The sequence below is a fragment of the Changchengzhania lutea genome (assembly GCF_006974145.1).
Classification (GTDB): domain Bacteria; phylum Bacteroidota; class Bacteroidia; order Flavobacteriales; family Flavobacteriaceae; genus Changchengzhania; species Changchengzhania lutea.
The window spans coordinates 882,473-895,338 of the sequence record NZ_CP039456.1 but is presented as its reverse complement, the minus strand read 5'-3'; the positions used below and the strand labels follow the sequence as shown (position 1 = coordinate 895,338).

Here is a 12,866-nt window from a genome sequence, read left to right as displayed (position 1 = left end):
TTAGTGAGATCTTATTTATTTCTTTAAAGTGATAATCCATTGCAAAACATCTTCCAAAATGGTGGTGTTTAGTGAATAGGTGATAAACTGACCTTGTTTTTCGCTAGACACTAAATCGGCGCGTTTTAAAATATCTAAATGATGCGAAATACTGGGTTTCGAAATATTAAAGGCATCAGCTATTTCACCTGCGTTCATATCCTTGGCTTTAAGTAGCTCTAATATTTGTCGGCGTGTGTCATCATTTAATGCTTTGAATACATAGTTCATCTATTAGGTATTTAGGCAAATATCTAAATATTAATTTGAATTTGAAAATTATTTGATGATTATTATCATTTACACATATCATAATTTTTAATTAACTTTAGGAAAAATAATGCTATGAAATTTTTTAATGCCCTCATTTTAGTACTACTTATCGTTGCTTGTGCACCCATACGCGTGAATTATGATTATGATAAAACCACCGATTTTAGCAGTTATAAAACCTATAATTACTATAGTGATATGACTCCTGGTTTAAGTCCTTTAGATACTAAGCGCTTACTGAATGCCATAGATTCGAAAATGACAATACGCGGTTTCCAACTGTCTAATACGCCAGACTTTTTTATTGATATTAAGAGTAGTGAATTCCAACAAGTACAGCGAAATACCGTAGGTGTTGGCGTAGGTGGAGGCGGTAGAAATGTAGGTGGTGGTATTTCGGTTGGCATACCTGTTGGACAGGCCAACATTGATCGACAGATTATAATTGATTTTGTGGACGAAAATAATAAAGGCCTCTTTTGGCAGTCCATAATTGAAACCAGTATCAGTCCGAACGCCTCACCCGAAAATAGAGAAGTACGATTTAATGCTATTATAGAAAAAGTGTTGTCAAAGTATCCACCTAAAAAATAACTTATGAAATTAGTATCCATAATACTCGTTTGTGTTTTAAGTGCATTTACATCAAATGCGCAAATGCTTATTAATTCGGAAGAAGGTTTTACCCCTCAAATAGGCATCATGGTCTCTATGTTAAATGATATGAGCAATCGTGTAGAACGTACCGTGAAAGACTTAGATATTAATGAGACAGATTTTTTGCTGGATGAGAACGCTAACACCATTGGTACTTTGGTGATGCATTTGGCGGCTATTGAAAAATTCTATCAAGTATATACCTTTGAAAAAAGAGAATTTAACGAGGAAGAACAAGAAGAATGGGGTACACCTATGTCTATGGGCGACAAGGCAAGAGCAAAATTTAAAGGGAAACCTATTTCATACTATTTAAAGATTTACAAAGACGTTCGTGCTAAAACTTTAGCGTATTTTAAGGAACAAGATGATGCATGGCTTAATGAAGTTCCACAAGGTTATAGAATGAATATGCATTGGGCTTGGTTTCATGTGATGGAGCATCAATCCAGCCACCTCGGACAAATTCTACTTTTAAAGAAACGGATTCCTAAAGATTAAATAGGTTAATTTTTAACGATTCGCTTACTGGCAATAAGGGTGTTATTAGCATAAAAATTTGCCATATATATACCTTGACTAAAATGACTAATATCTATTGTATTTAAAACGGTATTAGTAATGGAGGCGGTTTTTAGAATTTTTCCATCTATACTTATTATTTTGACTATTAGCGCATCTGTGTGGTCACTTTTAAATTTCAGATTTAAAATACTGCTTGCTGGGTTTGGGTGCATGTCTATGCTATACTGAGCCACTTTGCTGGTAATATCTTCAATTCCGAAAGTAGAATAGTTAATTGTCCAAGCTACGGTGTACACATGAAACGTGTCGTGGTTTGTAACGCGTAATAAATCCGTGGCATCATGAACTACAGCAAGCAAGTCATTCGTGCCCGTGTTTAAATCGGTCTCCGTTAGAGAAACGTTATTAACATTATTTGCGATAGTCATGGTATTTAACGTCCAACGCGTTGTAAGCCTATTAGGGTTTGGTTCTTCTATTAAAGCTAATTGAAATCCTATAGGAAACGACGGGTCGTCAATGGTATTAGAAACAGGCGTATAATTATCAATAGGAGACACCAAAGCATGGATTTTCTCAATGATACCTTCTTTACAGACCGAACAAAAAGGAACGCCTAAATACCTCATTTTACAATTTTTATGAGGTCTATTCCAAGTAGAAGGCTCACCGGAACTGCCGTAAGGATAGATTCCGACGGCATTGATATTTAACCAATTTTTCCACTTTATAGTGCTTGGGTTAATTTCTTGTGTCATGTTAATGGCTTCGGCGTAATACCCTGCGGGAAGTTCATACTCATCTTTTAAATCAAAAAGAGAGTGACCCAATTCATGAATCGCAAGTTCATTGGCACTAACACCATTATAAGATCCTCTAGACGCCACAGGAAAAGGACCACCAGTACCACCATATATGGTTGAATTTACTAAAATTAAGGCTTGGTCATAGCTGGGAAAATTATCAGCTAAAACGGATATTATTTTGGATTCTGCACTAGCAGCATTCGCATAGTCAATGCCATAGTATAGATATCTATGGTATCCAAAGGCATCAAAGGTTGCATTAAAGTAGGTGTCTGCAGTTACGATTGGTTCAGCAGGTTCAAAAGTATCGAAAGCGGTTCCAGGGTGGTCAGCGCCACTTTCGTTAGATGGTACTTTTATGGCATACACGTTAAAATATTTAGCATATTCAATAAAAGGAGATTGACTGAACATGGCATTTTTAAAATTTATAGCGTCATCTATAAATTTATCTAATTCACTGGTTTGATAACCTTCACTAAGAATGACAAGATTTATCCTATTATCAGTATTACCAGAAAATTTGATAGTTTCTTTATCAAAAACCTGAGCACTTAAAAAGTTGATGTAAAGCAATATGATAAGGAGTAATAATCTTCTCATTAATGGTCAAGTTTTACCGTGCTTAATACTTTTTCTAAATCATCAAAAGCAGAAATAGTGATATATTTAGCTTGTGGATGACGTTGCAATCTTAAAGAAAATTGCACACTATCTAAAATAATTGATTTTCTGTTGAATGCATTGTCGTCATCAAGATATTCAAAGCTTTTTAAAAACGGATTTTTTATGAGCGTACTGTGCAACACATGTGATTTCTTATCTAGTTGATGGTAATATAAATCCCCTGAAACGCCTTCAGGAATGCTTTTGTTATTTTCCTTTAATTTCCCTTCTTTCTCTATATTATTGATTAAATCAACTTGTATTTTTTCATCATCTAATTTAATCGCATTGTAATTTAGAAAAATAAGTTTAGTTGAGTCCTCTAAAGTACTATACGTGCTCTTTTTTGCAGCGCAAGACATGATTGATAGAAAACAAAGTATGGACATTGTTTTTAGAAGGAATACAATGCGTTGGTAGCATATTATTTTCTGTCTTGAAAGTAACATCTAGATTTAAAATAAGGCTTTGTAAAGTTATGAATTATATAAATAGTGAAAAATGATAATAAAAGAGACTGTCTAAAAAGTCGATTTTTAGCTTAAATGTCACATTGAGCGCAGTCGAAATGCTTTGGTTTTCAAAACATTGAAACTTCGACTGCGCTCAGTTTGACAAGAGTTAATTAATTTTTAGACAACCTCTTTTTTTATGTGTTAACCTCTAAGCAAGTCTTTATACTTATCCTTATAGCCAAATAAAACGGCTATATTTAATATAAGTAGTAAAGCGGCGGCACCAATACCTCCGGGATCTAATGTCGCATGGAATAAAACAGCGTTCACAGACACGCTCATTAAAATCAAGGCCAATAAGGCGCCAAACTTGTTAAAAATTAAAGCAAAACCTGCCGTAATCTCTACAATTGCGACCAGTGTGATAACTTTTGCGGAAGACAGCGCTCCAAAATAAGCGCCAGCTTCTCCAGACATTTCTGGCATTGGCATAAAATTAAAGAATTTGTTAAAACCAAACACCAAAACAAATACTCCTAGAAGTATCCTTAAAACCATAAAAACTTTAGAATTCATAATAAAATGTAATTAGTTAGTATTGAAATATAAGAAATAAAATTTTATTCAATTCCTAGTCGTAATATTATTAATTAATTAACTAACAAACGAATTCCCTCACTATGACTGCTAAATTCTGGCGCATACATGCTTTGAATGGTTGTAATGCCATTGCTCATATTACCGGCATTATTTACTCGTAAATCGTATTCAAAAACATAGACACCCTTTGGTAAATAATCAAAAAAGAAGTTTGTTGCAGCATCTTTGGTGCTTTCATAGTAACCCAAACCGTCTTGCCATTTATATTTAGATAATACATTTATAGGCTCTAAACCTGCAGCCCGCATGTCTTTCATATGAATAAATTCCATAGCACGATCACTTCGTAATTCAATACGGACTCTAATTAAATCGCCAACCTTTAACGCCGTATCCTTTGTAATTTCTGAAATTTGCTCACCGGTATCTGTATTGGTTTTTAAGAACAGTTTTTTCTTCAGTGCCAATGGTGTTTCTGCCGATGTAATTTTATCTAAATCTTCAAAATATTGCCAGTACAAGGCTCCCCAAGCAATCCCGTTTCCTTTTTTGGCCAGGGTAACCTCTGCCATTTCTGGTTTAATATCTGATGAAGACCAAGACGTTTTATAATAGCCCGTTCCCGCTTCAACTTTAACAGCTTCAAGTTTAGATGGCTCTATTTGTAGTCCGCCTATAACCACATCCACCATATCAGTTACGCTCAACCAATCACTGCCTTGTAACAATAAGGCATACACAGCTTCGGTTGTGGCTTTGGTGGTTTTCCAACGGTTTGTTTGTTTGTTCTTAAGGAGCCAAATTTTTAATTCGTCTATTGTCTTTGTGTCATTTTCTATTTCAGCAAACGCTTCAATCAATAAGGATTGGGTTTCAATGGGCGCTTGGTACCAGTGCCATGAATTGGTGTTTGATTTCCAATACATGCCCAGTTCTTCGGAAGTAATACTCGTTTCTTTTAAAGATTTTAAAATCTTTGATGCTGTGGTTTCATCATCGTTTCTATGGGATACCAATGCCATTAAGCCTTTAGAGTATAACGAGCGTTTTAACCAATATTTCTGAATTTGAGTTTGGTAATACTCAATAATATTTTCTACTTCTTTTGATTTTTTAATGTCACTAAAAAAACTTCGCATATATAAATAATGCAATTGGATATAGCTTAAATGATCTTTGTCCAAATCAACCGTATCATTATATTTTCTAATGTCTTTATAGGTTTTAACAAATTCTGCATCCAAGTATTTTATGGCACTTTCTATCATCTCAGAATCTGAATTCATAGGCACATTAAGGTGTTTTAAATGCCCAAAACCGGTGATGATATGCTGTGTGATGTATCGGTTTTCACGTCCACCATTAAACCAGGCCCATGCGCCCGAATTCATTTGATTGGCTTTCAATTTTCGAATGGTCGACTGTAATTCGTTGTTCATTGTATTTAAATCGAATAACAAGCCAATTCGTTTTTTCTGCTCGGTTTCACTTTGTGCATCTCGTAACCAAGGTGTTTCCTGAATGAGGATGGATTTTAATTCGGGATTCTTTTCAAGATTACTAAGCAGCGCATCTTGGGATGCCCATTGTTTAAAGACCTCTTGAATTCTGGGGTTTGAATTCGCTATATGACTTGCCAATGCATTGGCGTAATAGCGGCTAAACGTCTGCTCATTGCACGCATACGGATACTCCATTAAATAAGGGAGGGCTTGCACCGCATACCACGCTGGATTGGAAGTCATTTCCAAGGTTAATTTATGGTGTGATAAGCTGTTTGAATTCACATTTTTAAGCTTATCTAATGTGAATGTTTTTGTTTGATTACTTCTTATCCACATGGGCAAAGTTTCGGTTACCAACATTCTATTGGTAAGTACGGGCATTGCGTTCTGTTCGCCATCGCTAAAATCACCAGATTTGGCTATAATTTTATATTGAACGGCTTGCACACCCTTTGGAATGGATAAATCCCAAGAGATTTGCGTATTGCCTTTCGCATTCACCTTGAATGCTTTATTGTTATTCGAATTGCTAAGTTGCACATCTATGGATTGACCAGTAGTGGCATCAAAAAGTTGTAACACAGTTTGACCAGATAAGGCACTTTCTGTTAGATTTGAAATTTTTGTACTGATTGTAATGACATCACCTTCACGTAAAAAACGAGGTGTATTGGGAATTACCATCAGTTCTTTTTGAGTGACAGCGGTTAATGTTTTGGTACTACTCTCTAAGGTTTTGGTATGTGCCAATAACTGAAGTTTCCATTGGGTTAAGGCCTCAGGAGTTGTGAAACTGAAGCTAATATTTCCAGCATCGTCTGTCTTTAAATGAGGAAAAAAGAAGGCCGTTTCCTGAAGGTTTTTTCGGATTTTAATGTTGCTGAAATCCATAGCTGTAGTTGCGGCGCCATCGACTAATACATTATTAGCACCGTCAGATTCTTTATCACCATAACCAGTAACAATAACCTCATTTAAAGAGGCATCACTTGGCGCCATCATTGAAGATTCTTCAATTTCGACTTGATCATCTACAATGTCAATTCCAGAAGCTCTGCTGCTCATACTTTTTACCATCATTGATTCATTTCTAAACTGCAATCGGGTTCTTCCAAAAGAAAATCCAAACCAATTAAATTGGTCATAAGACTGCGCAGGATAATTTAAACTGCGTCTGGTGTTGTATACTTTAAAATAGCTGGTGCCGAAACTTCTATTGCCGTTGCTATATGTAAAAGGATCATAGATACGGTTTTGTATTGGGTTAAAATTCCAAGTGTGCGCTTTAAATTGGTCTAGAGATGCATCGTACATACAAGCTAACAATTCGGCGCTTACTTTTTCACCTTGTGGGCCTTTAATTTTAAAACTCCAAGTTTCATCGGTTCCTGGTTGTAGTTTGTCCCTAAATGTTTTGGTTTCAATCTCCAAATCTGTTTTAGGGTAGGGCACCGTGATATTTAAAACACCAGATTGAAAACTATTAAATACCGCATAGCTATAGGTCACCGAAAAGCCTCCTAGATCCTCTTTGGTTATAGGAATACTAAGAGTCTTTTTATTATTGTTAAGTTGAACGATCTCTGTTTTAATGATTTTTCTATTTTTCTCAACCGTCACCGTTACATTTAAATTTTTAGCAGCCGAGCCCAATGTGATGATGGCATTCTCACCAACAGCGTAACTCTCTTTATTCGGTGTAATTTGAAATAGCTGATTATCGGCAACGGTCTTATTCTCATGGCTGTACAAAGTGGTCTTGATTTCATCTTTTACCAATTGACCGAATTTATCTTTACTTTCTAATGTAATTAGGTATTTGCCAGATTCCCAGTTTTTAATTTTGCCTAATGCAAGATCTTTTGATTCGCTTGTATTGAATGATTTCTCAAAAACTTTTTCACCTTTTTTCCAATTCTCAGGTAGGTGTTCATCGCGATACGCTTCATGTGGAAATAAATTTTTAAAATCCTTTTTAGAAATCATTGTGTAATCTGGCGCTGCCCAAGGGCGTGGTCTTAATACCGATTGCGGTGCTTCTAATTTATACACTTTTATAAGTCCTTTTGCAGGCACGAACTCACCGTTTAAGTTTTTTGTTTCTATTTTAATGCTGTGATCTTTGTTGTTTTTATCCAGATTGGCATCCAAACTCATGGTAGCAATTAATGCATGGTAGCCAACATTCACAATGGTGGTCGCACTGCGTGTTTCACCATTTAAATCGGTGACATCCGCAGTAATTTCATAATTAAAAATTGGCAGGCTGCTTTTATCGACACTTAAATCTGGAATGGCCTTAAATATAATGTCAAAATTTCCCGAAGCATCTGTTGTCGTTTCACCGTAAGTGATCTCTTGAGCTTCGCTATTAAAGTATGGGCGATACCAATAATACCATACTGGGTATCTCACATTTCTGCGCACACGGTAGGTAACTTTAGCATCTGTAATACTGCTTCCTGCATAAGCCAGTGCCTCGCCTTGAACAGTTATAGAATCGTTAATCTTAAATGTTTTAGTAACAGGTTTAAACTGGGTTTCAAACTTTGGTCGCTTATAGTCTTCAACAGAGAAATAGGCAAAACTTTCCATATCTATATTCCCAGATTCAGAATCAAATTCAATATGATATTGACCATTTAGACCATTATTTGGAAGTATAAATGTCCCAGAAACCGATCCGAAATCATTGGTTTTTAAAAGTAATTCCTTTACTTCCTCGCCATTAACGTTATATAAAATGGCATAGACCTCTTGATTTGCTAAAACTTCAGATTTACCGTCATCGGTTTTCATGGCAATACCTTTGAAATGAACTGTCTGCCCTGGACGATAGATACTTCTATCTGTAAACACAAAAGATTTATATCTAAATTTGTCTATTTTCTCCTTGTAGTGCCTATTTAAATAATAATCTCCAAAGTAGGCCAAATCGCTATTATGTTCGACTTTGGCGACCATATTTCGATGGTAAGATTTGCTCTTTTCAATCTTAAATTCACCTAAGCTATTGGTTGAAAAAACACCAATGCGCTTATTTCGACTCCCATTTACATAATAGTTTAATTCTACTTGCGCATTTGTAATTGGTGTTCCATGATTTCTATTAATGACTTGAAAAATCTTATGGTCAGTACTTTCTTTTTCAACCAAAGCTAAGTTGGTGACTTGTATCGTACTAAAGGCAAAGGTATCAGCATCATTTTCTAATGAGGCAAAAACCACATAATGGCCATTCTTTAGTTTAGGAACTAAAATCTCGGTACTGTGCGTTTGATAATCGTCCTCATTCGGTAATGTCGTCCCCCATTGATTTGATTCTTTTAGCGTTTTTATATAAGCGAGCTGCTCGTTTTTTCTGTAGATTTTATTTAAACGTTCTAACTGGCTCCTACTCAGTTTATAAATTTTAAAATCTAGTTTATTTAAGTTTTTATAGCGTACTAATAATCGTGCATCTTTATCGATTGGTAAAAAATCTTCTGTAATTAGTTGCAAATCATTTTGAGTGATGCGCTGTTTTAAAACCAAACACTTATCTGCACCTTTACTTTTTGGATAATTGCTTATGACATCCTCACAAATAGCTAATGCTTCTTTAGCTTTCCATTGATGATTGGGCTTGGTTTTTGGCTGGTACTCTGTACTTTGAGAATAGAATATATTGGCTATTTCAAATAAGTATAAACCACTCACTTCATGATCTTTTAATTTTTTACTTTCGGTTGTAAAAGCTTCCAAAAATAAGTCTTGTTTGTTGTTGAAAGTCGCATGTTTATTTACAAATTTTAAGCGTTCAATATTCACATCGGCCAAGGCATAAGGAGTGCTGTCCTTTACATGAAAAGCGATTAAATCTTGGTAAATTTTTAAGGCATTAAGCTGCAGCGATGTTGAATCTTTAGAAGTGATTTTTAACGTTGAAAATTTTTGAGCATCACCTAAAAAAGTGGCGTTGTCTATTAGGAACTTATATTCTGGTTTTGTAATGCTTGTTTCATTTGTTTTGTAGAATGTAAGCGCATTATGGCTGAGGAAATCGAATAAAGTAGGCCTGTAAATTTTCGATCCTTTTTGTTCATTCAGTAATAAACTGTAATTTTCCAATGACTCTTGTTGTAACATTAATCCGCTTTTTAGGGAATTTTGAAAATGCACATGAATTGTATCAAAAAGTGTCTGTAAGTCCCAGGTTCTAAAATCTTGAATATCCACTTTAGTGACAGTCTGAGTTCTGTTATAAAAACGATACCGGTTTTGATTAAAATATTGCCAGTACAAATTGGCGAGCAGATTTTCAAGTAGATTTTTAGTAGGAAAATTGCTTTGCTCAATTTCAGTTTTAAAATCATTAATAATGCTTAATTGTGCATCCTCCTCTAAAATCAAAGCAAATTTACTTTTGTAGATAAGGGCTTTTATAAATTGTTCCTTATTGTTTTCTTGTTTTGCAAGCGAATCAATTTTAGTAACAATTTCTAAAGCAGATTTTGGCAAACCTTGTCCTTCATGTTTTTCAATGGCATCCCAATAGGAATTATAATCGGTAGATTGGGCTAGAGAAAAGTGAGTGGTTAGAATAATTACTAAGAATGTTAATAGGTTTTTCATCTGATTTATTTTAAATTACTAACAGCATCTGTTCTGAAAAGGGCATATTAGGTGCTATTGAATACTTTGTGTTGCTTTTATAAATCTATTCAAAAGCTGTTCCAAATAACAATAAATTTCTAAATACTTTCGTTGGATTAGTTAATTTACTCTTTTTTTAAAAAAATGGATGTCTTTTTTTATAGAATTAGAGTATGATGAGTTCAATAAACGATTTCAATTTAATGGCATTTTTTTTGAAGTAATCCAGAAATTGTAACTTTACATTTTTGCACCCAATTATGATGAACAAATTTCTATTCCTACTATTTTTCCCTGTAATTGTTTTTAGTCAATCACAACTCGATGTGGCTAACAAGCTATTTAAAAAAGGGCAATACAACAAGGCAGAATCTATACTTTCAAATTATTTAAGTGAGCACCCTAATGATGTTAATGCATTAGAAATGCTGGGAGATGTTTATGCTTATCAGGAAAAATGGGATGCTGCCATTGATAATTACAAAAAGCTCGTAAAAGCACATCCTAAAGTCGCTAATAACCAATATAAATATGGGGGCGCCATGGGAATGAAGGCCTTGTCCATTAGTAAATTACGTGCCCTGAGTTTAATTGATGATATTAAAGATGCATTCCTAAAGGCGGCTAAATTAGATAAAAATCATATTGAAGTCCGTTGGGCATTGGTGCAATTATATATCCAACTTCCTGGTATTTTGGGTGGAAGTACAAGTAAAGCACTCAAATATTCCAATGAACTCCAGCAACTTTCAACAGTTGATGGATACTTGGCCAAGGGATATATATATGAAGATGATGATGAGCCTGAACTTGCGGAAACGTATTATAAAAAGGCCATAAAAGAAGGGGGTTCTTTAACCGGTTTTAACAAGCTTACCAACCTTTATGAAAATGGCAATCAACCTGAAAAAGCTATAGCGAACATTGGGGTGGCACAAGTTAATCATCGTAGAAATGCCCTGTATTATAAAATTGGTGAAGTGGCGGCAAAACATAATATAGAACTGGACAAAGGCGAGCAATGTTTAAAAACGTATCTTCAATACCATTCTTCAGATGATGATGTTCCAAAAGCCTGGGCGCATTACAGGTTAGCTCAAATTTACACACACCAAGAAAATAAAATGGCAGCTCTAAAACATATCGATTTGGCCATTACTGCTTTACCACAAGTGAAATCTTTTAAAACACAAAAAAAGAAAATTCTTGTGCTTTAATTTTGTATTTATTTCTTTATTTCAGTCAATCAATTGTTATTGCAATTCAAACTGGGTTTCTTTCTTGAATTCACTACAAAAAAGTATATTTGATATCTATAATAAAAGCACATGAATGTACACTTTATAGCTATTGGTGGTTCGGCAATGCACAACTTAGCTTTAGCATTACACAACAAAGGGTATCACGTTACAGGCAGTGACGATATTATTTTTGAACCTTCAAAATCCCGATTGGCAGCAAAAGATTTATTACCAGAAAATTTTGGTTGGTATCCAGAGAAAATAAATCAAAATTTAGATGCCATTGTCTTGGGTATGCATGCCAAATCTGATAATCCAGAGCTCTTAAAAGCACAAGCACTAGGTTTGAAAATTTATAGCTACCCTGAATTTTTATACGAGCAATCTAAAAACAAAACACGAGTTATTATTGGTGGTAGCCACGGAAAAACGACTATAACCTCAATGATTTTACATGTGATGCATTATCACGATAGAGAAGTTGATTATATGGTTGGCGCCCAATTAGAAGGTTTCGACGTGATGGTTAAACTCACCCATGATAATGATTTTATTGTTTTAGAAGGTGATGAATATTTAAGTTCCCCAATTGACAGGCGTCCAAAATTTCATCTTTATAAACCGAATATTGCCTTATTAAGTGGTATTGCTTGGGATCATATTAATGTTTTTCCAACCTATGATAATTATGTAGAGCAGTTCAGTATTTTTGTTGATTCGATAGTCAGTGGTGGGAGCATAAACTATAATGAGGAAGATTCTGAAGTTAAACGTGTGGTTGAATCTAGTGCGAACACGATTCGAAAATTGCCATATCAAACCCCTGAATATACCGTTGATAACGGACAAACTTTTTTAAAAACTTCTGAAGGCCCATTACCTATTGAGGTTTTTGGAAAGCATAATTTAAATAACCTTTCAGGCGCCAAGTGGATCTGTCAACATATGGGTATTGATGAGGATGATTTTTATGAGGCTATAGCCACATTTAAAGGTGCAAGCAAACGTTTGGAGAAAATAGCCGAAAGTGTTACCGGCGTTGCCTATAAAGATTTTGCACACTCACCAAGTAAAGTAGAAGCGACAACCAAAGCTGTTAAGGAGCAGCATGAAGATAAAGTTCTGTTGGCTTGTTTAGAGTTGCACACATACAGTAGTTTAAATGTCGAATTTTTGAAGGAATACAAAGGCACGCTCGACGCCGCAGATGTGGCTGTGGTTTTTTATTCTCCACACGCTGTAGAAATAAAAAATTTAGAAGAAGTGACCCACGGGCAAATTGCCTCGGCTTTTCAGCGCGATGATATAATCATCTATACCAATGTCGATGACTTTAAAGACTTTCTATTCTCACAAAATTTTGATAATAAAGCCTTGTTATTAATGAGTTCTGGAAACTATGGCGGTTTGGATTTTGATGAGGTAAAGCGCTTGATAGCATGATTTATATAAACCATCTATAGC

Annotated in this window: 9 protein-coding genes; 4 read left to right on the top strand and 5 right to left on the bottom strand. The window is 35.0% G+C overall.

The window, feature by feature from the left end:
• Nucleotides 1-15: 15 nt before the first annotated feature.
• On the bottom strand, nt 16-270 hold the full coding sequence (locus FAF07_RS04195) for an autorepressor SdpR family transcription factor (protein WP_142783929.1): 255 nt from the start codon (nt 268-270) through the stop codon (nt 16-18).
• Between the two features lie 114 nt (nt 271-384).
• Between FAF07_RS04195 and FAF07_RS04190 the strand changes: the two genes are divergently transcribed.
• On the top strand, nt 385-906 hold the full coding sequence (locus tag FAF07_RS04190) for a DUF4136 domain-containing protein (RefSeq protein ID WP_142783928.1): 522 nt from the start codon (nt 385-387) through the stop codon (nt 904-906).
• Between the two features lie 3 nt (nt 907-909).
• A complete protein-coding gene (locus FAF07_RS04185) occupies nt 910-1,470 on the top strand; it encodes a DinB family protein (RefSeq protein ID WP_142783927.1) in 561 nt (186 codons plus the stop codon).
• Between the two features lie 5 nt (nt 1,471-1,475).
• On the opposite strand, the gene FAF07_RS04180 is transcribed toward FAF07_RS04185, so the two are convergent.
• The 4 genes from FAF07_RS04180 to FAF07_RS04165 all read right to left on the bottom strand — a co-directional run bounded on the left by FAF07_RS04180 (nt 1,476) and on the right by FAF07_RS04165 (nt 10,140).
• On the bottom strand, nt 1,476-2,903 hold the full coding sequence (locus tag FAF07_RS04180) for a T9SS type A sorting domain-containing protein (protein ID WP_142783926.1): 1,428 nt from the start codon (nt 2,901-2,903) through the stop codon (nt 1,476-1,478).
• Complete coding sequence (locus FAF07_RS04175; RefSeq protein ID WP_142783925.1) at nt 2,903-3,355, bottom strand: hypothetical protein; 453 nt, start codon at nt 3,353-3,355, stop codon at nt 2,903-2,905. The genes FAF07_RS04180 and FAF07_RS04175 overlap by 1 nt, the downstream gene beginning before the upstream one ends.
• Before the next feature lie 267 nt (nt 3,356-3,622).
• Nucleotides 3,623-3,997 (bottom strand): DoxX family membrane protein, encoded by a 375-nt coding sequence (locus FAF07_RS04170; RefSeq protein ID WP_142783924.1) that lies wholly within the window; start codon nt 3,995-3,997, stop codon nt 3,623-3,625.
• A 74-nt stretch (nt 3,998-4,071) separates the two neighbouring features.
• Nucleotides 4,072-10,140, bottom strand: coding sequence for an alpha-2-macroglobulin family protein (locus FAF07_RS04165; protein ID WP_142783923.1), 6,069 nt, complete (start codon nt 10,138-10,140; stop codon nt 4,072-4,074).
• 281 nt (nt 10,141-10,421) lie between these two features.
• Between FAF07_RS04165 and FAF07_RS04160 the strand changes: the two genes are divergently transcribed.
• Together FAF07_RS04160 and FAF07_RS04155 are read left to right on the top strand one after the other, a co-directional pair.
• On the top strand, nt 10,422-11,378 hold the full coding sequence (locus tag FAF07_RS04160; RefSeq protein WP_317130330.1) for a tetratricopeptide repeat protein: 957 nt from the start codon (nt 10,422-10,424) through the stop codon (nt 11,376-11,378).
• Nucleotides 11,379-11,489: 111 nt separating this feature from the next.
• Entirely contained in the window at nt 11,490-12,845 is a 1,356-nt protein-coding gene (locus FAF07_RS04155) for a UDP-N-acetylmuramate--L-alanine ligase (protein ID WP_142783922.1), read from the top strand.
• Nucleotides 12,846-12,866: the final 21 nt, after the last annotated feature.

Coding starts and splice junctions, on each gene's coding strand:
- FAF07_RS04195 (WP_142783929.1), bottom strand. CDS start 270: ATGAACTATGTATTCAAAGCATTAAATGATGACACACGCCGACAAATA.
- FAF07_RS04190 (WP_142783928.1), top strand. CDS start 385: ATGAAATTTTTTAATGCCCTCATTTTAGTACTACTTATCGTTGCTTGT.
- FAF07_RS04185 (WP_142783927.1), top strand. CDS start 910: ATGAAATTAGTATCCATAATACTCGTTTGTGTTTTAAGTGCATTTACA.
- FAF07_RS04180 (WP_142783926.1), bottom strand. CDS start 2,903: ATGAGAAGATTATTACTCCTTATCATATTGCTTTACATCAACTTTTTA.
- FAF07_RS04175 (WP_142783925.1), bottom strand. CDS start 3,355: ATGTCCATACTTTGTTTTCTATCAATCATGTCTTGCGCTGCAAAAAAG.
- FAF07_RS04170 (WP_142783924.1), bottom strand. CDS start 3,997: ATGAATTCTAAAGTTTTTATGGTTTTAAGGATACTTCTAGGAGTATTT.
- FAF07_RS04165 (WP_142783923.1), bottom strand. CDS start 10,140: ATGAAAAACCTATTAACATTCTTAGTAATTATTCTAACCACTCACTTT.
- FAF07_RS04160 (WP_317130330.1), top strand. CDS start 10,422: ATGATGAACAAATTTCTATTCCTACTATTTTTCCCTGTAATTGTTTTT.
- FAF07_RS04155 (WP_142783922.1), top strand. CDS start 11,490: ATGAATGTACACTTTATAGCTATTGGTGGTTCGGCAATGCACAACTTA.